At 43.9% G+C, this 24087-nt stretch carries 21 protein-coding genes; 20 read left to right on the plus strand and 1 reads right to left on the minus strand.

The annotated features are described in order from the left end of the window. Window positions 1–17 precede the first annotated feature (17 nt). From yqeB to ACZ42W_RS00435, 4 genes are all read left to right on the plus strand, one after another. Window positions 18–821, plus strand: a complete 804-nt coding sequence (gene yqeB / locus ACZ42W_RS00420; RefSeq protein ID WP_464167591.1) for a selenium-dependent molybdenum cofactor biosynthesis protein YqeB — start codon at window positions 18–20, stop codon at window positions 819–821. A 199-nt stretch (window positions 822–1020) separates the two neighbouring features. Then, entirely contained in the window at window positions 1021–1848 is an 828-nt protein-coding gene (locus ACZ42W_RS00425; protein ID WP_464167593.1) for a methyl-accepting chemotaxis protein, read from the plus strand. A gap of 328 nt (window positions 1849–2176) precedes the next feature. Next, window positions 2177–3511 (plus strand): MFS transporter, encoded by a 1335-nt coding sequence (locus tag ACZ42W_RS00430; RefSeq protein ID WP_464167595.1) that lies wholly within the window; start codon window positions 2177–2179, stop codon window positions 3509–3511. A 395-nt stretch (window positions 3512–3906) separates the two neighbouring features. After that, complete coding sequence (locus ACZ42W_RS00435; RefSeq protein WP_464167596.1) at window positions 3907–5007, plus strand: XdhC family protein; 1101 nt, start codon at window positions 3907–3909, stop codon at window positions 5005–5007. 90 nt (window positions 5008–5097) lie between these two features. Here the strand turns inward: ACZ42W_RS00435 and gdhA are convergent, their stop codons facing one another. Then, a complete protein-coding gene (gene gdhA, locus ACZ42W_RS00440) occupies window positions 5098–6432 on the minus strand; it encodes an NADP-specific glutamate dehydrogenase (protein ID WP_464167597.1) in 1335 nt (444 codons plus the stop codon). Window positions 6433–6920: 488 nt separating this feature from the next. On the opposite strand from gdhA, the gene ACZ42W_RS00445 reads away from it, so the two are divergent. The 16 genes from ACZ42W_RS00445 (at window position 6921) to fsa (ending at window position 24010) form a co-directional block, all read left to right on the plus strand. Continuing rightward, on the plus strand, window positions 6921–7892 hold the full coding sequence (locus tag ACZ42W_RS00445; protein WP_464167599.1) for a 2-hydroxyacid dehydrogenase: 972 nt from the start codon (window positions 6921–6923) through the stop codon (window positions 7890–7892). Window positions 7893–8013: 121 nt separating this feature from the next. After that, window positions 8014–9405, plus strand: a complete 1392-nt coding sequence (asnS, locus tag ACZ42W_RS00450; RefSeq protein ID WP_464167601.1) for an asparagine--tRNA ligase — start codon at window positions 8014–8016, stop codon at window positions 9403–9405. A gap of 116 nt (window positions 9406–9521) precedes the next feature. Further along, the gene (locus ACZ42W_RS00455) at window positions 9522–9806 is read left to right on the plus strand and encodes a hypothetical protein (RefSeq protein WP_464167603.1); all 285 of its coding nucleotides are present in this window, start codon (window positions 9522–9524) and stop codon (window positions 9804–9806) included. Window positions 9807–10198: 392 nt separating this feature from the next. Then, complete coding sequence (locus ACZ42W_RS00460) at window positions 10199–11371, plus strand: pyridoxal-phosphate-dependent aminotransferase family protein (RefSeq protein ID WP_464167605.1); 1173 nt, start codon at window positions 10199–10201, stop codon at window positions 11369–11371. Window positions 11372–11536: 165 nt separating this feature from the next. Next, window positions 11537–12220 (plus strand): spore cortex-lytic enzyme, encoded by a 684-nt coding sequence (gene sleB, locus ACZ42W_RS00465; protein WP_464170827.1) that lies wholly within the window; start codon window positions 11537–11539, stop codon window positions 12218–12220. A 12-nt stretch (window positions 12221–12232) separates the two neighbouring features. Next, complete coding sequence (locus tag ACZ42W_RS00470) at window positions 12233–13597, plus strand: PepSY1/2 domain-containing protein (RefSeq protein ID WP_464167607.1); 1365 nt, start codon at window positions 12233–12235, stop codon at window positions 13595–13597. A 190-nt stretch (window positions 13598–13787) separates the two neighbouring features. Continuing rightward, window positions 13788–14219 carry a YwiB family protein gene (locus tag ACZ42W_RS00475; RefSeq protein WP_464167610.1) on the plus strand — a complete coding sequence of 144 codons (432 nt, stop codon included), beginning with the start codon at window positions 13788–13790 and terminating at the stop codon, window positions 14217–14219. Continuing rightward, window positions 14216–15901: an arginine--tRNA ligase gene (argS, locus tag ACZ42W_RS00480; protein WP_464167611.1), complete on the plus strand. Its 1686-nt coding sequence runs from the start codon at window positions 14216–14218 to the stop codon at window positions 15899–15901. The genes ACZ42W_RS00475 and argS overlap by 4 nt, the downstream gene beginning before the upstream one ends. Before the next feature lie 460 nt (window positions 15902–16361). Then, window positions 16362–16808: a DNA-directed RNA polymerase subunit delta gene (gene rpoE, locus ACZ42W_RS00485; protein WP_464167613.1), complete on the plus strand. Its 447-nt coding sequence runs from the start codon at window positions 16362–16364 to the stop codon at window positions 16806–16808. A gap of 210 nt (window positions 16809–17018) precedes the next feature. Then, complete coding sequence (locus ACZ42W_RS00490; RefSeq protein ID WP_464167615.1) at window positions 17019–18611, plus strand: CTP synthase; 1593 nt, start codon at window positions 17019–17021, stop codon at window positions 18609–18611. A 197-nt stretch (window positions 18612–18808) separates the two neighbouring features. Then, on the plus strand, window positions 18809–19891 hold the full coding sequence (locus ACZ42W_RS00495; protein ID WP_464167617.1) for a lipid II:glycine glycyltransferase FemX: 1083 nt from the start codon (window positions 18809–18811) through the stop codon (window positions 19889–19891). A 19-nt stretch (window positions 19892–19910) separates the two neighbouring features. After that, window positions 19911–21092: an alanine racemase gene (alr, locus tag ACZ42W_RS00500; RefSeq protein WP_464167619.1), complete on the plus strand. Its 1182-nt coding sequence runs from the start codon at window positions 19911–19913 to the stop codon at window positions 21090–21092. A 34-nt stretch (window positions 21093–21126) separates the two neighbouring features. Beyond that, window positions 21127–21513, plus strand: a complete 387-nt coding sequence (locus ACZ42W_RS00505; RefSeq protein ID WP_464167620.1) for a response regulator — start codon at window positions 21127–21129, stop codon at window positions 21511–21513. 299 nt (window positions 21514–21812) lie between these two features. Continuing rightward, on the plus strand, window positions 21813–22484 hold the full coding sequence (locus tag ACZ42W_RS00510; RefSeq protein WP_464167622.1) for a hypothetical protein: 672 nt from the start codon (window positions 21813–21815) through the stop codon (window positions 22482–22484). A gap of 4 nt (window positions 22485–22488) precedes the next feature. Beyond that, window positions 22489–23343: a class II fructose-1,6-bisphosphate aldolase gene (locus ACZ42W_RS00515; RefSeq protein ID WP_464167624.1), complete on the plus strand. Its 855-nt coding sequence runs from the start codon at window positions 22489–22491 to the stop codon at window positions 23341–23343. A 13-nt stretch (window positions 23344–23356) separates the two neighbouring features. Continuing rightward, window positions 23357–24010, plus strand: a complete 654-nt coding sequence (fsa, locus tag ACZ42W_RS00520) for a fructose-6-phosphate aldolase (RefSeq protein WP_464167626.1) — start codon at window positions 23357–23359, stop codon at window positions 24008–24010. The last annotated feature ends 77 nt before the right edge of the window (window positions 24011–24087 follow it).

Consider the following 24087-nt stretch of genomic DNA (forward strand, 5'->3'; position numbering starts at 1 on the left):
AAGGGTGTGACGGTTCAATGAGTGCTCATTTGGTCGTAGTCAAAGGCGGTGGCGATCTTGCTACAGGTGTTATTCATAGAATCTGGCAAGCAGGCTTTAAGGTAATTATCACTGAAATTGCTCAACCAATGGCCATTAGGCGAACCGTTTCCTTTGCTGAGGCGATTTATCTCGGAAAAATTGAAATAGAAGGCGTTAAGGCTGCCCTAGTAAATAGTAAAGAACAGGCATTTGAGGTTTTGGCAAGCGGGATTATTCCTGTCATTGTCGATCCTCAAGGAGAAATTATCAATAAAGCAGCTCCGCTGGCTGTTGTTGATGCTATTTTAGCAAAAAGGAATCTTGGAACAACTATTAACGATGCTCCTATCGTGATAGGAGTAGGCCCTGGTTTCACCGCCAATAAAGACGTACATGCCGTTATTGAAACAGAAAGAGGGCATAATCTGGGTCGGGTAATTTTAACAGGGAGTGCAGCGCCAAATACAGGGATTCCTGGTTTGATTAATGGATTTGCAGAAGAAAGAGTGATCTACGCCGCAGACTCAGGAAATTTCCGAGCTTACCGTCATATAGGGGATTTGGTTGAACAGGATGAGGTCATAGCCCATGTTGGACAGTCTGTGGTGAAGACTAAAATTAGCGGTGTCTTAAGGGGTATTTTGCACGATGGCTTAGAGGTAGTTAAAGGGACCAAAATAGGGGATGTTGATGCCCGGGCTAAAAAGGAACATTGTTTCACGATATCTGATAAGGCAAGGGCTGTTGGTGGAGGCGTATTGGAAGCGTTAATGTATCTAAACAGGCGACTAACTCGGTGAAAAGAGGTAGCAGAATAAAGCGAACAGAAGTGGTGGCTCCACGCCGAGAAAGCTAGGTGTACGAATGCTATTTTTCCGAGATGGACAAACTGTAGATCTTACAAACGCTATCGCTGCTGAGAGGGTATAGTTTGTGGTGGCATTGATGAAGGTCTTTCAAGCTAAGACCAAGTGGGCATCCTTAAAAAGGAGTAACAAGATGGAACAGCACACGGTGATCGCCGCGGCGTTAGAATTAATCAACTATTTGGCTGTTATAGGAAGTAAAGAAATGACCATTTCAGTTGCTGATACTGAAAAATATATTCTGAATGTTCCTGCCGAAAGATTGAACCTTAATATCAAGCCTGGAGATCCAATTAAGCCGGGGAGTATTGCTGATATTGCATTGCGAGAAGGAACCCGCCAAGTTCAGCGAATACCTAGAGCGGTTTTCGGTGTCCCCTTCGCAGGAGTGGGAGTTCCTCTTAGAGACGAGCGGAATATCATCGTCGGTTTAATTCTCACGGGTACACCCATTGATGATCAAGAAGATGTCCGTGAAATGGCGGATAACCTTGCAGCTGCTTCGGAGCAAATATCCGCTGCTACTGATAATCTAGCGGCAAACTCGCAGCAACTTGCCACAACAACTGAGGAAGTTGCAGTTCAAGCAAGCTCCATGGAAAGTGAAATCCGTCGGATCGACGATATTGTTTGTATGGTAAAACGAATTACGAATCGTTCAAACATTCTAGGATTGAATGCCGCCATAGAAGCTGCCCGAGCCGGTGAATCCGGTAGGGGTTTTGCCGTTGTCGCTGAGGAAATCCGGAAGATGGCAACAGAGACGAATGGCTCTACACTTCAGATTTCGGAGACACTCTCGGGAATCCAAAATCTACTTTCCGATATATCTCATAAAATCAATAATCTTGCTGAACTATATCAAGGACAAGCTGCAACAACAGAGGAGATTGCTTCCTCAACTCAGCAAATTGGCATCATGTCACAAACACTTAAGGATTTAGCTGATCAACTTGCTTAGGTCATGCAAAACTCAATTTAAGCATGATTTAATAAATAGACTCTGAATGAAGCATTATATTAAAGGGGGTGGTACACCAGGGAAAGCTTTCTACGGTCAATTCGGCGTAGCTTGGTCATGTAACCTAGATGATCACAGAAACTTGTAAGGCCGAATACCTTTTGACGAAGCCTGACAGCAGTAGAGTCAGGTACAGTCAAGGAGAGTTTCTAAAGACAGGACATCTTGAATATTAATCTAACCAACCACAAGTGAAAGAAAATGTAAGATCAAGCACTAATAATCGTATCCAGATACCTTGTAATGGTAATAATAAGGAGGTTATTGAATGAGTGTAACAAAACGCCTAGAAAACTTACCAGTTTCTAAATTCCACTATATTCTACTAATTACAGCCGGACTAGGTTGGATGTTTGATTCCATGGATACCGGTATCATTTCCTTCGTTCTTCCTGTTCTTATGAAGACATGGAATTTGTCTACTGAACAAGTAGGTTATATCGGTAGTATTGGCCTTGTAGGTATGGCTTTGGGCGCCGTTTTAGGTGGATCAATTGCTGATATTGTTGGACGTAAAAAGGTTTTTGCTTTTACTCTCGTTATGTATAGTCTTGCCACTGGATTATGTGGCCTTGCCTGGAGTTATGGATCGTTGTTGTTCTTCCGATTCTTAGTAGGTTTTGGTCTTGGTGGACAGCTCCCTGTAGCAGTTACTCTCGTTAGTGAATTTTCCCCTGCGAAACACCGTGGTAAATTCCTAGTATTGCTAGAGAGCTTTTGGGCAGCTGGTTGGTTAATCGCAGCATTAATCTCATATGTTGTTATTCCTAGATTCGGTTGGCAGGTTGCTTTCTATATCGGTGCTCTCCCTGCTCTATATATCTTCTATCTCTGGAAAGCTATTCCGGAGTCCCCACGTTATTTGGAATCAAAAGGCAGACAGGCAGAAGCTGAAGCTACTGTTGCTAGAGTTGAAGCCCAATGTGGTGTAAAATACACCGGAAAAGCTGAGAAAGAAGAAGTTGCCCCTGCTCCTGCAGCACCTGCTGCTAAAATGTCTGCCCTAGATCTATTCAAGGGTTCACTTCTTCGCAGAACGATATTTCTCTGGATCATGTGGTTTGGAGTCGTGTTCTCTTACTATGGTATCTTTACTTGGTTGCCATCCCTCTTAGCACTTAAAGGCTTCGCGTTGACAAAGAGCTTTAGTTACGTAATGGCTATGACTTTAGCGCAAGTACCTGGTTACTTCAGTGCTGCATACTTCGTCGATAAAATTGGCCGTAAGCCTACCATGACGGTGTATATTCTTGGTACTGCAGTCTGCGCTTATTTCTTCGGACAAGGCGACACAGCAGCAACGATTCTGACGTTTGGTTGCTTAATGTCCTTCTTCAACTTGGGCGCTTGGGGTGTAATATACACCTATACTCCAGAAATGTATCCTACTCGTGCTCGTGCAACTGGTACGGGTTGGGCAGCAGGTTTTGGACGTATCGGTGGTATTCTTGCTCCAATCGTTGTAGGAAGTATGATTGGAAAATGGCATTTACCTACGACCTCGGTATTCGTTATGTTTACAGTAGTACTTGTTATTGTTGCACTTGATGTTCTAATCCTCGGGGAAGAAACAAAAGGTAAATCCCTTGATGATATTACCTAAAGTATAATAAAGCAAGCTTAGTGAATTAGTTCCTTTATAGTCATCTTAAAGGGAGCCCCAAATTGTCTTTCGATTAAAAACGGGATGACAATTTGGGGCTTATTTATAAGAAGATCAAGTCGCAGCCTTATATCCATTTACCATAAACTCTAATGAATAAGTCGATACTATTTAGGTAAATTACCACATTAGGTAAGGAGGACTTATTCATGAACTAGTATTTTGATAACATGGATGTTATCGAGAAGAACTTAAATACTTTACTACGAATCATGAAAGTTTACAATGACTATGAAAGGTATGAATTTTTAGATAAGATAAGAGCCATTGGCGGCGGTGTCTTGGAAGCAATACTTTATCTTTCAAGAAGCTTGAGATAAGGAATGGTGGGTAAGATGGACTATTTTTGGCAACGGATTAAACAAGTTATTGAAGAACAAAAGAGTGGCTACCTATTAACGTTTCTTGGTGGTGAAGGAGGAGTTGGCGGATTATCGGGTAGAAAATTATTTTTTGATGACAAAACACATCAAATGTTTGGGGACTTCTCTAAAGAGTTTGAAGATAGCATTATCCCACGATTGCCGAGCCACTCAATAAAAGCGGAAAGGGCACAGCTTGAGATAAATTTAAAGGATTCAAGCCATGTTAAAGTCGATGTATTCATTCAACCCTTGCTCCCCCTTCCAACACTTCTCGTTTTGGGGGGTGGTCATATTGCCCTACACCTGGTCGAGTTGGGAAATATGATGGGATTTAAGGTTACTGTGGTTGATGATCGACCTGAATTTGCTAATTTTGCTCGATTTCCACAGGCAACTCAAGTTATTTGTGATGATTTTGCTCAGGCACTCCGTACATTTCCTATTGAAGAAAACACCTATATTGTTATCGTGACACGAGGTCATAGGTATGATCAAACGTGTTTAGAAAGTGTCATTAATTCGCCCGCAGCCTATCTTGGAATGATTGGAAGTAAGCGAAGGGTCCAGGCGATGAAGAACTTCTTGATCGAGAGAGGTACTAAACAAGTCCTACTGGATGAATTACACTCTCCAATAGGACTAAATATCGGGGCAGAAACCCCTGCAGAAATCGCCTTAAGCATTATGGCAGAAGTGGTGAAGTGCCGTAGACTTACTCAGGAGAATATTAAGCATAAAACAGGAGAGCTAGAAATCGACCATGCTGTGATTGAGAGATTAGTAACAATTGAAGAGGAACAACTGGATGAGCGAGTCGTATTAGCTACGATCATAGAAGTCAAAGGTTCAGCCCCAAGGAAGCCAGGGGCACAGATGCTATTCTATGCTGATGGACGCACTGTGGGGACTATTGGTGGGGGATGTGCTGAGGCCGAAGTGCGTCTCGCTGCTTTGAGAGTCTTGGATCAAGGAACCTCTAGAATTCATACTGTAGATCTCACCAATGATGTTGCTGCCGAAGATGGAATGGTTTGCGGTGGTATAATGAAGGTTTTCTTAGCTAACATTTGAAGGAGGTAAGGAATTATTGGAAAAGGAAAGGACTAAGGTAATAACCTTAGTCCTTTAAAACTATTTAGAATGACCTTAACGATTTATTTTTTAAACAATTCCTTGTGCCAACATAGCATCTGCGACTTTAAGGAAGCCGGCGATATTTGCTCCAACAACGAGGTTCCCTTCATATCCAAACTCTTTAGCAGCCTCGCTAGAATTTTTATAAATATTGAGCATTATATTTTTAAGTTTATTATCAACGTCTTCAAACGACCAAGCATAACGCATACTATTTTGGGACATTTCGAGAGCAGAGACTGCAACTCCACCAGCATTGGCAGCTTTACTCGGTGCGAACAAGACTTTTCTGCTAAGGATATATTCAATTGCTTCAAGAGTTGAAGACATATTTGAACCTTCTCCGATTGCATAGCAGCCATTAGCAATGAGAGTTTTTGCAGCTTCTTCAGTCATCTCGTTTTGAGTTGCACAAGGGAGGGCAATATCACAAATGACATTCCAGACACCAGAGCATCCTTCATGGTATTCTGCAGTCGGGTGAATATTGACATATTCACTGATTCTTTTGCGATCAACTTCCTTAAGTTGCTTAATTGTTGCAACGTTGATACCCTTAGAATCGTAGATGTATCCATTTGAATCACTCATGGCAACAACGATTGCGCCTAATTCCTGAGCTTTTTCTGCAGCATAGATAGCTACATTTCCGGATCCTGAAATAACAGTGGTTGCTCCGCTAAAGGATTTTCCTTGAGCCTTTAACGCCTGATCCATGAAATAGACTAAACCATAGCCAGTAGCTTCAGTTCTTGCTAAACTTCCTCCAAAGGGGAGACCTTTTCCGGTCAGAATACCGGTATATTTATTCGTAATTTTCTTGTATTGACCAAACATGTATCCGACTTCGCGTCCGCCGACACCAATATCTCCAGCGGGAACATCTGTGTCCGCATCAATATGGCGATAAAGTTCATTCATGAAGCTTTGGCAAAATACCATAACCTCGCGATCCGATTTGCCTTTCGGGTCGAAGTCACTTCCACCTTTGCCGCCACCGATTGGTAAACCAGTTAAAGAATTTTTAAAGATTTGCTCGAAGCCAAGAAATTTAATAATACTTAAGTTTACTGAGGGGTGAAAGCGTAATCCCCCTTTGTAAGGTCCAATTGCACTATTAAACTGAACGCGGAAACCGCGGTTTACTTGTAAATTTCCTTGGTCATCAACCCAGGGCACCCGGAATAGTATTTGTCTCTCAGGTTCAACAATTCTTTCAAGGATCCCTGCTTTCTCGTATTGTGGACGCTTTGCAAACACTGGCTCTAGAGAGACTAAAACTTCTTTTAATGTTTGATGGAATTCAACTTCACCAGGGTTGCGGTTAATCGCTTGATCGAGAACCTTTTGCACATATGACATTAAATTATCCTCCTAAACGCCTTTGTTTAGATTGTAGACTTAATTATAGGTGCGCAATTACTCTAGCCATCCTACTGTCCTACCATTCTACCGCACAACACACCTCTCTTATTTTTCAATAAGAATAATTGTAGTCTATCGCAAAGATTATTCTCTAAGATTGTAAAAATTCCTTTAATTATTGCGAATGTGTATTGTATTCTTTTTCGTATAATTGGCCAGTCAAAATCGAGTTGTGCACTATAGTTTTCAGCATAATAAAAATCGTATACGCGGTTTTGATTTTGGGTCATTTATTCCTGCCCGATGACTATTTTACACTGAGACGTGTTTTAAATATCGTTTTTAACCCGTAGGTTCCTTGAAATTTAGCCTTTAATCCCTATAGACCTTGGAGATAGGTGGCTAAAAGGTAAAAGCAAAGAGGATTATCAACTGAAAATGTAGAATTAAGCTTGAAAACAATGTATGTATAGGGGAGACAGAGAATGAAACCTAAAGTTTATATAGCAAAAAAGGTTCCTGATGAGGTTATAGACTATCTGGCTCCTATTTGCGACTTAAAAATGTGGGAATCTGAAGAGACAGTTCCACGGTCAGTGCTCCTTCGAGAAGTGGCAGATTGTGAAGGGGTAATGCTCGCAAATTGTGGGGTCGATGAAGAATTCTTGAACCATGCGCCAAAGCTCAAAGTAGTAAGTAATATCTCGGTGGGATACAATAATTTCGCCCTTCCAATGATGAAGGAAAGACAGGTACTTGGAACAAATACCCCAGGGGTTCTCGATGAAACCGTTGCCGATCTTGTTTTCGGTTTAATTCTTACTACGGCCCGAAGGATTTCTGAGTTGGATCACTATGTGAAAAGGGGGGAGTGGACTGAAAAGATTACTGAGGAACGTTTCGGGATGGACGTCCATCATTCCACGATAGGAATTATCGGGATGGGGAGAATCGGTGAAGCGATTGCTCATCGGGCGAAGTATGGGTTCCATATGAAGGTTATGTATCATAACCGGACTCCCAATCTTAACTTAGATGAAAAATTAGAAGCAGAATACTGCTCTTTAGAGACGTTGTTAAGGGAGTCGGATTTTGTCGTCTTAATGACTCCTTTGACGGAGGAAACTCGAGGGATAATGGGTAAAGAACAATTTTCTCTCATGAAGAAGAGCGCAATTTTCATCAATGCTTCTCGTGGGGAGACAGTGAATGAGGGGGCTTTAGTCAAGGCCCTAGAGAAAAGAGAAATCTGGGGCGCAGGCTTGGATGTCTTTAATCAGGAACCAGTAAATCCAGATAACCCACTGCTTAAATTAGCGAATGTCGTGACCCTACCTCATCTTGGCTCAGCCACAGTAAAGACACGTGCAGATATGGCCATGCATGCTGCTCAGAATATGCGCGCGATACTAGAGGGGAAGGAACCGCCAAGTCTCGTGAGAGAGCTAAAGAAATAGCATTGGGCGATATACTTTTGGAAACTGAAGAGTCAGAGAGTATAATGTACTTTAAGTAGGCATGAATCATGGGGAAACTCCCATGGTTATATAGGTTTTTAAGAAGGGAGATTTTCTGTCCATGCAGACAACATTGATCAAAAAGATTTATCGGGACACCCCCTCATTTCTGAACCAAGAAATCCAAATCTCCGGATGGGTTCGGACGGTACGGGTTTCAAAAACCTTTGGGTTTATCGAACTGAATGATGGATCGTTTTTTAAAAATATCCAAGTTGTTTTTGAGGAGAACCTCGGGAATTTTGAGGAAATCGCCAAAGTAACAACGGGGAGTTCCATAATTGTAAAAGGGCTTCTTGTGGAATCCCCTGGAGCGAAGCAACCCTTTGAACTGAAGGCACAGTCGATTGAAGTCGAAGGACAATGTACTCCAGATTATCCCTTACAGAAAAAACGCCATTCTTTTGAATATCTTCGTACAATCGCTCATCTTCGGCCACGTACGAATACTTTTGCTGCTGTTTTCAGGCTTCGCTCGATGGTAGCGTTCGCCATTCATAAGTTCTTCCAGGAAAAGGAATTCGTCTATGTCCACACCCCGATTGTTACTGGCAGTGATGCTGAAGGAGCAGGGGAAATGTTCAGGGTATCTACCCTCGATGTTGATGCCTTGCCAAGGACGGAAGAAGGTAAGGTTGATTATTCAAAGGATTTCTTTGGACGGGAGACTAATCTTACTGTAAGTGGACAACTTAATGCCGAAACGTATTGCATGGCGTTCCGCAATGTCTATACCTTTGGGCCGACCTTCCGTGCTGAGAATTCAAATACAGCACGGCATGCTGCGGAATTCTGGATGATCGAACCTGAAATAGCCTTTGCCGATTTGGAAGATAACATGCAACTCGCAGAAGAAATGATGAAATATATTATTACCTATGTCCTAGAGAATGCTCCGGAGGAAATTGCTTTCTTTAATGAGTTCGTCGATAAGACCTTACTTGATCGGCTGGATAACATCGTGAACTCTGAATTTGCACGGGTGACTTATACGGAAGCTGTTGAGATCCTCAAAAAGGAAAAGGATCGGTTTGAGTACCCTGTCGAATGGGGTACAGACTTACAGACCGAGCATGAGCGCTACTTAACTGAGCAGATTTTTAAGAAACCGGTTTTTGTCATCAACTATCCGAAAGATATTAAGGCGTTCTATATGCGCTTGAACGAGGATGGCAAGACCGTTGCAGCGATGGACCTTCTTGTTCCAGGCGTAGGGGAGATTATCGGTGGAAGCCAACGTGAAGAACGTTTGGATTACCTTGAGAAGAGAATGGATGAGCTCGGGCTTAGTAAAGAGGACTATTGGTGGTATTTAGATCTGCGCAAGTACGGTGGAACCCACCATGCTGGATATGGTTTAGGCTTTGAACGTGTGATTATGTATTTAACGGGAATATCTAATATCCGAGATGTCATTTCTTTCCCGAGAACAGTAAAGAACGCAGACTTCTAATTCTGCACGTCCTTCGTTTGAAAGTCTCGCTTAGTAAGGAGCTCCCTTGGTAAGTAAGGCAAGGTATGGACAGTGAATTTACGAAGATATTTCAACACTAATAAGGGGGATTGATCTTGAACCTGTTAGTTACGACTGCTGCTAAGAAGTATATTTTTACCAACGGTGGGAAGGCAACAGCCAAATTAAAAGGACATAGCCAGGAGAGGTTTGGCCGTCCTTCAGTGAGGTTGGGGCAACCCAATGAAACTGAGTGGAGTGAATACAAAGAAATAGATATTGGTAATGATATGAAGTTATATGTTCACATGACCTTGCTTAGTCTCGATGATATGTACAATCCGAAGATCGATGTTGGGTGGAAGATTACCGGGAGAGGGCTTGTCGTCAAGGGACTTTAGAAGCATCTTAGAAAACGCTTAATGGAGTAAAACCTATTAAGCGTTTTTGCTTATATCTGATACCTACCGCCTGCTCAATAGGACAACTGAACTGTTGAAGTTACTTTGTTAAACCGCAAACAAGCCGAATATTTTTAGCGGTGAGGATGACTTCTGCTTTAGTGGGAGATAAGTGGCGCAAGTTTCTAAATAAGGTCAGTTAATATACGAGAAAAGTCCTTAGCGGACCTTTTTCGTTTAAGATGGAATCGAAATTTATAAAATGTATACAATGTTCTTAAGGAAGAGAGCAGGAAAACCGAATTATAAGGAGAAGATTAAAGGATTCCTAGGTTCATATATTTTGTCGGAGTAGGAATAATAAAAGGGTCAAGAATAAGGGGGAAAAATCAATGCCAAACAAAGATATGTTGCTCATTCCAGGCCCAACGCCTGTTATAGATGAGATTTATCAAGCATTATCTGACGAAACTTATGCCCATACGGATCCGCGGTTTGTTAAAAGATTTAAGAATAGTTTAGAGTTAACGAAACGCCTTTTTAACACGGATGGGGAGGTCTTCGTGGTTGCCGGATCAGGAACCTTATCCATGGAAATGGCTATCGTGAATACGGTTGCTCCTGGTGAGAAACTCCTTGTTATTAGTCATGGTTACTTCGGCGATCGCTTTACGCCACTGGCGAAGGCATTTGGGATCGATGTTGAGGTTCTCCAGGCCGAATGGGGGCACCATATTGAGATTGCAGAAGTCGAGAAGAAACTCGCTGAAGGCACTTATAAAGCCGTTACCGTAACTCACGTGGATACCTCCACGGGAGTAATGTCCAATCTTGAGGAACTAGTCCCTGTGGTTAAGAAATCAGGAGCCTTATTTATCTTGGATGGAGTCTGTGCAGCCGCAGCCACAGAAGAAGATATGCAAAAGGAATACGGACATCCTGACTATAAAATGGATGTCGTATTAACCGGTTCACAGAAGGCGATTGGGGTTCCACCAGGCCTTGCTATCGTAGCTTTTGGCCCTAAAGCGATGCAAGCACGTGAAGCCATGGAAAATGTCACAGCCTATTATGTGGATATCTTGCGTTGGATTCCGATTATGCATGACCCTGGGAAATACTACGCAACCCCCCCAGTCAATATGATTTATGCCTTCGAAAAAGGAATGGAAATTCTCATGGCAGAAGGCTTAGAAACTCGTTTCAAACGTCATGATGCTTTGGGAAAGGCTGTCCGTGCAGGCCTAGCTGAGTATGGGATGAAGGCTCTAGCCCCAGAAGAGATAGCAGCACCCACCTTAAGCTGCATTCTTTATCCTGAAGGGGTCAACGATGCAGAATTCCGTTCTAAGCTTACAGAAAAAGGGATGGTTATTGCAGGCTCGTTAGCTTCTCTAGCTGGAAAGGCTTTCCGGATTGGGCATATGGGAAATGTTACGGAGGACATGTTTGTTAAAGCTATGGAGCTTGTTGGAGAGACGCTCAATGAGATGGGCATCAAGGCTGACGCTTCTAGAGCAGTAGAGAAGTTTAAGGCCGTGTATCAGGCTGGACTGGCGAAGTAGATTTTGAGTAGTCCTATTAAATCCAAATATGAATGCGAGAAAAGCAGCCCTGAGGGCTGCTTTTTTGATGTCAGAGTGCTCGATAGAAATTCCATCTCTTTTGGATAATTTATCATCTCCTCAGCCACACTAATCAAGAAATCTTTAGAGTGAGGTGAGGATATGATGTCAAGAAGGAGACTGTGGGTAGGGGTATTGACTCTTATCATTGCCCTAGTCGTATCCGGCGTCGCGTATGGAGCCCTGGGAGATCGCACACTTGGTCAAGGAGCAAGAGGCCCTGAGGTAACAGAACTCCAAAAACGCCTATCCCAACTTGGCTATGTCATCGGGACAGCTGATGGGGTATTCGGCGCGAAAACCAAAGCCGCTGTGCAACGCTTTCAGAAAGAACGCGGCCTAAAAGTGGATGGGATCGCTGGAACACAAACCATCAACGAGTTGAAGCGTCTAACAGGTACGAGTACAACTGCATCCGGGAAATCGGTTGGCCCTAAAAACGTAGATATTAACCTCCTAGCACGTTGTGTTAGCGCAGAGGCACGGGGGGAACCTTACGTCGGGCAGGTCGCTGTTGCGGCAGTTATCCTAAATCGTATGAAGGACCCAGCTTTTCCAAACACTGTAGCAGACATTATTTATCAACCCTTGGCCTTCTCAAGTGTAGCTGACGGTCAGATTAATATGGCACCGACATCTTCAGCCTTAAAAGCAGCACAGGAAGCAGCAAGTGGGGTAGATCCTACAGGAGGAGCGCTCTTCTTCTTTAATCCGGCTAAGACGAAGAATAAGTTTATTTGGTCAAGACCACAAATTATGCAAATCGGAAATCATATTTTCACTCGCTAGGAGGGGATTTAAATGCGAAAGAATTTTTGGCTTGGTGTCTTAGGAGCCGCTTTTGTCCTCTCATTGGGTTGGGGGTATAATGAGTACCGACAAGCGGAGAATTTTCGGCTGACTAATGAAAATCAATATCAGCGTTCTTTCAAAGATTTCGCTAGTCACTTGGATCAGTTAGAGACAGATTTAGCGAAGGGCCGTGTTGCTGGGGCTCCGAGTCAAAAGGTGCTCTACCTGAGTCAAGCGGGTAGCATGACGCAATCGGCAATGAAGGACTTAGCGCAAATCCCTGCAGAACAAGCTGGACTAAGTTATGTTGGAGAATTTCTAAATCGTACAGGTGATTTCACGAGAAGCCTTGCTTACCGAGTATCGGTCGGGAATAATCCTACTCCAGAAGAGGAAAAAACCTTGGCAGATGTTCATGAACGACTTCTGCTGGTGAACCAAAATGTTCAAGATTTAGTTACGAGAGTGGATACCGAGAACCTTGCCTGGACGAGTGAAGCATCTCATTGGCGTCAACGGTTAAGCTTCTGGAAAATAGAACAGGCAGAAGCAGCTGCGGAGGGTGCAGATGGACCGGCGAGTTCAGTTCGCTCCGGTCTCGATCAGTTAAATGCAAGTCTTCAAAAGCTCCCTCCGTTTTCTTATACTGGGGAATACGAAACACGTTCAGTCAAGGAGCCTTTAGGACTTCCTTCTCAGGAGGCCAATAAAGATAAAGCCTTAGAAGTAGCTAAAGATTTTCTAAATAAGACAGGTTACCCAGGGAGTAACCCCGAGTTTGCAGGTGTAACTCAAGGTGGTTTGGGCGGATATCTCTGGAAGCAAGGGGATATCTTCATGACGGTCAGCAAACGTGGGGGTGTAGTCACGATATTCCGGGATCAAAGGGAGCTCAACGAGCGAACGTTAGATGCTGATCAAGCAAAAACCAAAGTGGGTGAGACCCTTAAAGCTTTGGGCTGGAAGCTCGTTCTCACTTCGACAGAGGATTTCGGCGGATATCTACAGCTTGAATATGTTGACGAGAGCGAAGGTATCCGTTATTATCCCGATAAAATTCGTTTGACCGTTTCACTAGATAACGGTCAGATTATTGGGTACGACTCTACTCCCTATTGGGCCTATCACCAAAAGCGTAACTTCAATAAGAAGCTCTCCCTAGATCAGGCGCGGACAAAGCTTAGGACAGGCTTCCAGGTTAAAGAGACTCGGATGGCCGTTATTCCAGTCATGGGGAATCGTGAAGTCATGGCCTATGAGTTCCGAGGAGATTACCAGGGAGAAGAATATTTGATTTATATTAATGCAGAAAACGGAATAGAAGAAAAGATCCAGCGTATTATCAAGACCCCACGTGGAGAGTATCTGCAGTAGTTTTCGTTCACTCTTAATTGGGTATATTAAAAGGTGGTAATGGAAAAACATTACCACCTTGTTCTATATTCAACCTTTTATATCACACAGAGGATGAAGATTAATATATAATAAGATAATATGGCTAATGTAAGAAAGCTTAAATGGAAGCCACTATATTTTGCGAGAGGAAGTCAGAGAGGAGAGTCTCGTGCAGAAACAAGCGATAATCCAGGTCATAGGGACACAGGCATATTCTGAAGGAAAAGATGACCGAATGGATTTTATGACCCTAGGGACTTTCCACAAACGGGAAGATACCTATTACATTATTTACCGAGAGACTGAAGTGACAGGGATGGCAGGGGTCACGACAAGCCTCAAAATAGAAGCGGAGAAAGTCATCCTCAATCGGATGGGAGCAGCGAATTATAAACTAATCTTCGAGTTAGCGACTCTTAACCATGCCGTCTATGTCACTCCCCACGGCTCCCTTTACTTAGGTGTGTATACACAAGAAATGGAGATTCACTTGACAGAGCAGGGAGGACATATTACTCTAAAATATAATCTTTTCGCTGATGACGATTTGGTAAGTCAGAATACATTAAGGATAATGATAAAGGAGGATGCTCCTCAATGAGTCTGTACATTTCAATCAAAGAAAGCCTTTATGCTAATTTAGCAAAGGCTGCGGAAGCAGCACAAAATGCTGGTGAACTAAGCTTCGATAGCCTACCAAATTACGTTTTGGAAGAGCCACGGGAAAAACAGCATGGGGATTTTGCGACAAATCTCGCTATGGTCTTAACCAAGCAGGCTCGTAAAGCCCCTCGGGATATTGCGACCATTCTTATTAAGCACCTGGATACAGAGGGTACTTGGGTAACTGCATGCGAAATTGCTGGTCCCGGCTTTATCAATTTTAGATTAGATCCAACCTGGTTAACAGGGGTGATTCCAGAAGTCCTAACCATGGAAAAGGATTATGGAAAGGTAAACGTGGGTCAGGGGAAGAAAGTCCAAGTGGAATTCGTCAGTGCGAACCCCACAGGTCTTCTCCATATGGGAAATGCTCGTGGAGCGGCTCTCGGAGATAGTCTAGCCTCCCTTCTCTCCATGGCAGGATATGAAGTCAGTCGAGAGTTCTATATTAACGATGCAGGAAATCAGATTCATAATTTCGCCTTATCTCTAGAAGCCAGGTATCTTCAACAATATGGTCAGGATGTCCCCTTCCCAGAAGGGGGATATCATGGGGAAGACTTGGTTGATACGGTCAAGGGCCTGATTGCCAAAGTCGGGGAGAAATATCTTAATGTAGAGCCTGAGTTGCGTCGAGAGTTTCTCGTTCGCTATGCTTTGGAAGAGAAGCTATCCAATATACGTGAGACCCTCACCGATATGGGTGTACATTATGATGTATGGTTCAGTGAACAGTCTCTTCATGACTCTGGAGAGGTCAAAGCAGCCATGGAGGAACTCGAGAAAAAGGGATATATCTACGAAAAGGAAGGAGCTCAATGGCTGAAGTCCACCTTGTTCGGGGATGAGAAGGATGAAGTTGTCGTACGCAGCAATGGTACTCCGACCTATTTCGCTGCTGATATAGCTTATCATCGTAACAAGTTCGATCGGGGATTTGAAAGGGTTATTAATATTTGGGGTGCAGACCATCATGGACACGTTGCCCGGATGAAGGGCGCGATGTCTGCTCTAGGCTATGATCCGGATAATTTACAAATTATCTTAATGCAACTCGTACGCCTCATTCAGAACGGAGAAGTCGTTCGGATGTCGAAGCGCTCTGGACAATATATCACCTTACGCGAATTGATGGATGAAGTCGGTAAGGATGCAGCTCGCTTCTTCTTTATTATGCGTGATCCAGACTCTACTGTAGAGTTTGATTTAGATTTAGCCAAAGCAGAATCCTCTGATAATCCAGTCTATTATGTACAGTACGCTCATGCACGTCTCTGCAGTATTCTCCGCCAGGCGAATGAATTAGGGTATACCTTCGAAGGTATCCCTGGAGAAGCAAACTTAAAAAGACTAGAGAGCACTGAAGAACGAGAGCTCTTAAAGAAAATTGCTGAACTACCCAATGAGATTGAAGTGGCGGCGCGTCTGACAGAGCCCCATCGTTTAGCCCGTTATGTCATGGATTTAGCTGCACTTTTCCATTCCTTCTACAACAGTCAAAGAGTACTTGTAGAGGATAGCGAACTAAGAGAGGCACGCCTAGGATTAGTACGCTCCACCAAGCAAGTGCTTGCAAACGTCCTAGGGATACTGGGTGTAACTGCACCTGAGCGGATGTAAAAATCTATTCTGAACAATCTATTAAGAAAGACTATAAAGACCCGAAAGCGTAGCTTCTCGCACAGGAGTGAACGATTTGCGGCGGAGGGGCGATAAAGCGAACGAGGCATTCGTAGGATAGCGTAGCCACCTGGTTCACATCAGGTATTACCCTGAGGTTTGGCGAAGCTCCTACGGAAGCGAGTTCGCGCCTTCGTCCGAATGCTCCGCCGCATTCGAGCCCTGGAGCGCTAAGAACGTAAGTCTCCGGTGGAGATTTACGCCCGAAGGTACGGATGTGCGAGAAGCTACACGACCACAGAAGGTTCCAGATGGTGCTTAAAGCAGGTATGAAGTCTACTCTTCTTCAAAAAAGGCTCGTAAACTTTTAGTTAGTTTCTTCGGTATTAGCAGGAAATATTTAGGGATGGGTCGAATATACTGACTTAACATTCTGAGATTGAAGAAGGGCGGTGGAATATTGACCCATTCCTTAACACCGAAATTCAAACCATCTGATGAAGATATTGCTTGCGAAATCCTTGCAGCACAAGGCCGACCCATGTATTATTACGATCTCATTAGTGAAGTTTTAAACTCTCAGGAACGCCCACTGGATCCAACGTATATATCGGGGGTTCTAACTCAAATCAACCTTGATACTCGCTTTTCATATTTGGGTAACGGAGAATGGGGGCTAAGAGTCTGGGTTCCCACCAAGGGAAGTAAGAAGCTACCCATCATTACTTTAATGAATAAAGAATTGGCCGATGATGAAGCTAATATCTTGGATTCAGATAAAGATTTGCTTTTCGAAGATGTCGAAGAAGAAATTGATGAAGAAGTAGAGAGCGACATTGAGGAAGATTCCTTTGAAAAAGAAGAGCGCCAAGCCAGAAAAGGGGAACGGAAGGGTGAATCCTGGTAATCTTCGAACTCTTAAAATGAAGCCTTGACAGCCCATAAGAATCTGGCTAGAATAAACAATAGTGGTAAAAATAAAGCTAGTGCGTCTTGCGGACTAGCTTTTTTTATGTGTATACGTTCGGCTTAATATTTGGTATTTCATCATTTTTTGCTGTGCGGGAATCCTAAAGCTTGTAAAAAAAAGAAAATGGTTGAGAAAGGATAGGGAAACATGACGAAGTTTATTTTTGTCACGGGTGGCGTTGTATCCTCATTGGGGAAGGGGATCACGGCTTCAGCTCTCGGATGCTTACTGAAAAATAGGGGGCTTAAGGTCGCAATCCAAAAGTTTGATCCTTATATTAATATCGACCCTGGAACGATGAGCCCTTACCAACATGGAGAAGTTTTTGTAACCGATGATGGAGCTGAGACCGATTTGGATCTTGGCCATTACGAGCGTTTCATAGATGTACCAGTTTCTAAAGCGAGTAACGTGACAACGGGTAAAATCTATTGGTCGGTTCTTAACAAGGAAAGAAGAGGAGATTATCTGGGCGGAACAGTTCAGGTCATCCCGCATATTACGAACGAGATTAAGGAACGAATCTATCGTGTCGCTCGGGAAACCCATCCAGATGTAGTTATTACAGAAATTGGGGGAACGGTCGGGGACATTGAATCCTTACCTTTCCTTGAAGCGATCCGTCAAATACGAAGTGATATCGGCAGAGAGAACGTGCTCTATCTTCATGTGACACTTGTTCCCTACCTTGCTGCCTCGGGTGAATTGAAAACAAAACCCACTCAGCATTCGGTGAAAGAACTACGTGCGATTGGAATTCAGCCTAATATCTTGGTCTGCCGTACTGAACGCGATATTCCTGATGAAATGAAAGAGAAACTCGCTCTATTCTGCGATGTTGATCGAGAAGCAGTTATTCAGCTTGTGGATGCTTCAAGCATTTATGAAGTTCCTCTCAACATTCTGGAAGAAGGACTCGATGACATCGTGCTTCGTCGTCTTGGACTTGAGGCTCCTCCTGCAGATATGACCGAATGGAAAGCCATGGTCGAGAAGATTAAGACTCCTTCCCGCGTGACGGAAATTGCAATTGTGGGTAAATACGTGGAGCTTCCTGATGCTTATTTGAGTGTGGCCGAGGCTCTCCGCCATGCAGGGACAGAGCATGGTGCTAAAGTTAAAGTCCGTTGGGTGAATTCGGAGCATATTGAGGAAACCTCTGCTGAGGAACTCCTTAAAGGAGTGGCAGGAATTCTCGTTCCTGGTGGCTTTGGTAATCGGGGGATCGAAGGAAAGATTGAGGCTATCCGCTATGCCCGTGAGAACAAGGTTCCTTTCTTAGGGATTTGTCTGGGGATGCAAACTGCGGTCATTGAATTTGCTCGGAACGTTTGCGGTATGAAGGGTGCGAATAGTACTGAGTTTGATATCGATACACCCTATCCAGTGATTGATATTCTACCAGAACAAAAGGAAATTGAAGATAAAGGCGGAACCATGCGTTTAGGAGCTTCGCCTGTAAAACTTCTTGAAGATAGCAAGGTCAATGCAGCTTATCGGGAAACTGTGATTTATGAGCGGCATCGTCACCGTTATGAGGTAAACAACCAATATCGCTCACAGTTAGAAGCGGCAGGGCTCAAGTTCTCAGGGACCTCGCCTGATGGACGTTTAGTCGAAGTCTCAGAGTATCCAGATCATCCGTGGTTTGTGGCTTCCCAGTATCATCCAGAGTTTAAATCTCGTCCCAATCGTCCGCATCCTCTCTTCAGAGATTTTGTGAAGGCCACTTTAGATTAATGTTTTGAAAACTTCCATGGCTCGCTTCGGGCCATGGAATACTTTTAATATTGATAAGAATCGGATGAATTCGTTTGGGTTTATACATATATGGCAAAACTTTAATAAGGAATTCATGCAGATTGTTATAATAAGATTACTGTTTTTTTATAAAGAGGGATTACGGTATCGAAATGAAATTACAGGAGGCTGAAGGGATGCCTTATACGGCTCGAATAATCGAAGAAGCAGAAAAGTCTCGTTTTGATACGTTTATGGCTCGTCACCCTAAAGGGCATGTCTTGCAAACTTGGGGTTGGGGAGAACTGAAAAGTCGCACAGGTTGGAAGCCTTGGCGGTTGGTTTTAGAAAAAGAGGGGGAAATTGTAGCTGGGATCTCGATTTTGGAACGGAAGCTACCGGTTATTGGCACCCCGATATTTTATGCATCTCGTGGACCTGTTCTCGATTGGCAGGATCAGGAGTTATTCGACGTTCTTCTCACAGAGGTCAGAAAACTTGCTAACAAACGGGGCGCGATCTTTTTGAAGGTTGATCCAGATGTTCCCTCCTCTGCGCAGGATTTGGAGAACTATTTTAAGACGAGGGGTTTTCGTTCTGCAGAATCGGGGAAAGGCTTCGAAGGGGTTCAGCCAAAGTATGTTTTCCGGTTGGATATCTCGCCCGATGAAGAAACCTTACTAGCTCAGATGCATCAAAAAACGCGGTATAATGTTAAGTTGGCACAGAAAAAAGGTGTTAAGATTCGCATCGGAACAAAGGCAGACCTGCCTGAATTTTACCGTGTACTTAAGGAAACTACGGAGCGAGATCGTTTCTTGGTTAGATCCTACTCCTATTTTGAAGATATGTATGATACCCTATATCCCAACGGGATGGCGGAACTTTTCATCGCAGAGTTTGAAGGAGAAGTTATCGCCGGAACCCTTGCCTTGATCATCGGGGAAAAGGCTTGGTATCTTTATGGAGCTTCATCTAACGCACACCGAAACGTCATGCCTAACTATCTAATTCAATGGGAGATGATTCGTTGGGCAAAATCACGGGGATGTACCCTTTATGATTTTCGTGGAGTACCTGGACATCTCACTGAAGATAATCCGCTTTATGGGCTATACCGCTTTAAAAAAGGATTTAATGGGGAATACACTGAGTTTATTGGGGAATGGGATTTAGTGTACCGTCCTTTAATCTATTTCCTCTGGACGCATTTAGAGCCTGTTTATTCAGATGTCGTAAAAGGGATCATTGGGAAGATTCGTAGGGCGCGGAAAGGGTAGAACAAGAGGTGAGGAGTTTATGAGCGGAGCTTGGATTGATATTGACTTAGATGCGGTGGCAAATAATTATCAAGAAGTAGTTAAACATCTCAGCGCGGGCGCTAGGGTGCTTGCTGTCGTCAAGGCAGATGGGTATGGGTTAGGTGCTGTTCAGGTCGCTCTGACGCTTGTAGAGCAGGGGTGTGATGCCTTTGCGGTTACGACGGTGGAGGAAGGCCTGATTTTGCGCAAGCATGGAGTCCATGCTCTGATTCTTGTCTTAGGACCTGCGTCAGCTTCTCAGATGGAAGAGGCCATTCAAGCGGACTTACAGCTCACTATATCTGACTTTGGTATGCTAAGAGAGTGTGAGGAGGCTGCGGCTCGTTTACAGAGCGAAGCGCGAATTCACCTTAAATTGGAAACGGGAATGGGCAGAACGGGTTTTTTTGAGAAAGATTTAGAGGATTTAGCCCAAAGTTTGAGGGAGGCCTCCCACATTACTCCAGTGGGAGTGTTTACCCATCTTGCTAGGGCTGCTCAGCGTGATGCAGCCTATACTAAGGAACAGTATGCTTGTTTTCTGCGTGGGTTTGAGAAGCTTGATTCCCTAGGAATCAGTGGACTGTGGAAACATATATGCAATAGTGCTGCTTTTTTAGATTACTCAGAATGGCATCACGATTTTGTTCGAATTGGGACACTCCTCATTGGGCATTTCCCAGCGCCTGGTTTCGCTGGGAAGTTGAAGCTTCAGGATCCATGGGTGGCCAAAGCTCGAATTGTGCATGTTCGTCAAGTACCTAAAGGGACTTTTGTTGGGTATCAAAGTATCTATCGAACAAAATCGGAAACCCAATTGGCCGTGATTCCTGTCGGGTATGCTGATGGCTTCGGCGTGCAGCCGCATTTTGTTCCTCAGGGCTTTTGGGATTTCATTAAAATTGTGATCAAAAATTTCCTGGCCTTAGTCGGAGTGTATCTTGGACAGGAAACTGTATCTTTTAAAGGACGTACGATTCTTGTTGCCGGCAAAATCGGCATGCAGCTGACCGTACTTGATGTCGGCACGGCTCCCTGTCAGGTTGGAGATGAAGTTACTCTTCCACTTCGGCGTACGCTCGCTAATCCACGACTTGTCAGACAATATTGGCAAGGAAAAAGATTAATCGCGAAGCGAGTCGTAGAAGAAGGATTTTCACATTATATCCAGAATATGTGAAATAATGTCTTTGATTGAAAGGGTGATGAATGGCATGGCGAATGTACTGGTAGTTGACGACCAGCTAGGAGTACGACGACTCCTTTTTGAGACATTCCGAGAAGAGGGGCATCATGTGGAGATGGCGGGAAATGGAAATGAGGCACTCCAGATTTTAAAGGACTTTCAACCTAATATAATTTTGATGGATATGAAAATGCCGGAAATGAACGGACTTGATACGTTGCGTCAGATCCGGACGTTCGATAAAGAAGTTGGAGTCATCATGATGACTGCATATGGGGATGCCCAGAATATGGAGCAGGCTCATGAGCTGGGGGTCACGCACTACATGAGTAAACCATTTGACCTTTTTGAGCTTCGTGATCGGGTTCGTGAAATTCTGGCTAAGTCCGAAGTTAAAGGACGTTCAATGTGCTAGCAAACTTGCAAGGGATAATTCTTTGAATAGGGGACGTCTTGACCGTTCCGGTGCTTTGTATTCAGAAGATGACATTACGTAACGTCAAGATCCTTCCCTACAAGCTTTGGAAGGGTAAAAGCTATTGGATTTCTGTTATTTAAAACAATCTGATATATAGTTTATATTATCTATTAAGTTTAGGCTTAAACGTTGAGAGGCTTCCGTAGGATGGGAGCCTCTTAACTTTTTAAAATAAGTATGGCAGGAAAATCCTCAGATTTGACGAAGTATAGTTCAGGTAGAAAGAGGTGGGAAAATTGATCCTGACAACCCATACATCGGTTGCGATCCAGTGCCCAAAATGTGGAGAATTAGAATTTCAAGCCCTTTCTCTTTTTGCATTTTCAGGTAAGGGGCGAGAAAATTTATATTGCCGGTGTGGTGAACCTTTATTATCAGCAGCCAGCCGCGATCGTAAACACTTTAACTTATCTTTCCATTGCGCTTTTTGTGGGCAAGTTCACTATCTGCGTCTAAAACGAGGAGCACTCTGGGGTAAAACGGCGATGCCTTTGGTTTGCCCAGAAGTTGAGGCTTCCGCTGGATTTATCGGACCTAAACAAAAAGTATCACAAGCTTGCCAGGAGCGAGAGAAATCGATTGCTGAACTTGCAGCTGAGTTGGGCTATGAAGAAGAGTTTGAAAATCCAGAGGTCATGTTACGGCTATTGGATCACTTGCATCGTCTGGCAAAAGATGGTGCTTTAGGCTGTAAATGCGGGAATCACAACTTATCCTTTGAGCTTTTACCCGATCGAATTGAGCTCTACTGCGAAGATTGTGAAGCAGTCGGAATAATTTACGGTGAAAATGCTGAAAATATTCGAATATTTGAAGGCATGACATCCGTTAATTTGGACGAAAATAAGACATGGTTGATAAATCGTACGCAGCGAGGGCATCTCGCTACGGCAAATGAGGAGGAATAAGAAAATGAGTTTGGTTTCTGTCGCTGAACTTTTGCTCAATGCCCAAAAAGGTAAATACGCAGTTGGAGCTTTTAACTGCAATAACATGGAAATTGTTCAGGCTATCGTGGCCGCAGCAGAGGCTGAGAAATCTCCTGTAATTGTTCAGGCAAGTCAGGGTGCAATAAAGTACGCTGGTATAGAGTATATTGCAGCAATGACAAGGTTAGCGGCGGAAAAAGCCAGTGTTCCGGTCGCACTTCATCTTGATCATGGAACAAGCTTTGCTCAAGTGATGCAATGTGTAAGAAATAGTTTCACCTCCGTCATGATTGATGGCTCAAAGCTTCACCTTGATGAGAATATTGCTTTGACCAATAAAGTAATCGAAGCTGTACGTCCGCTCGGGGTCTCTGTAGAGGCGGAATTAGGTAAAATCGGTGGAACAGAAGATGATATCACAGTAACTGAGCGGGAAGCACTTTTCACTGATCCTGCTGAAGCAGAACAATTTGTCCAAGAGACGCACGTGGATGCATTGGCCATCGCGATTGGAACCGCTCATGGACAGTATAAAGGGGTACCAAAGTTAGACTTCGATCGTCTTAAAGAAATCAGGAAAAGAATCGAAGCGCCGATTGTCCTCCATGGCTCATCTGGAGTACCAGAGGAGGCGATCCGTGAGGCGATCTCTCTCGGAGTTTGCAAGGTGAATATCGATACGAATATTCGTGAAGCCTTCGTCGCCGCAGCTCGCTTAGCGTTAGCAAATGCTCCACAAGAAATTGATCCTCGCAAAATGCTTGGACCTGCTCGAGAAGCTTCCATAGGGATTATTAGGGAAAAAATCCGTATCTTTGGGAGCAATGGGAAAGCATAAGGAGGAATAGAAGATGCAATTTTTTCTAGACTCGGCAAACATGAACGAAATCATTCAGGCGTGGAGTATGGGGGTAATAGCGGGAGTCACTACAAATCCAAGCTTGGTTGCAAAAGAAGGAAAGGACTTCCATCAGCTTTTAAAGGAATTGGTTCAGGTCGTCGATGGTCCAATCAGTGCAGAAGTTATCGCTCTTGATAAAGAGGGTATGCTCAAGGAAGCTCGCGAACTTGCAGCGATGCACCCAAATATAGTCGTGAAGATTCCCATGACGGAGGAAGGCCTGAAAGCGGTTAAGACGTTGAGCGCAGAGGGGATCAAAACCAACGTGACGCTTATCTTCTCAGCGGTGCAAGCTTTGCTAGCAGCTCGTGCAGGAGCAACTTATGTAAGCCCATTTTTGGGGCGCTTAGATGATATCGGAGAAAATGGACTCCTTCTCGTTGATGAGATTTGTGATATTTTCGGAGTGCATGGACTCGACACGAAGGTTATTGCGGCGAGTGTTCGCCACCCGGTTCATGTCACAGAAGCAGCGAAGCTTGGTGCGGACTATGCAACGGTTCCCTTTAATGTTCTTCGCCAACTTTTCAAACATCCTCTGACCGAGGCAGGAATTGAAAGGTTTCTGGCGGATTGGAAGAAGCTTGGATCAAGTGATTCTTAGCTTCAGATGGAGTTTGCCTAAGAGGAATACTTACTCCAGCTGAAGCTTAGAAGAACTTATCCAGGGACGTAGCAGCC

The organism is Desulfitobacterium elongatum (assembly GCF_055378975.1).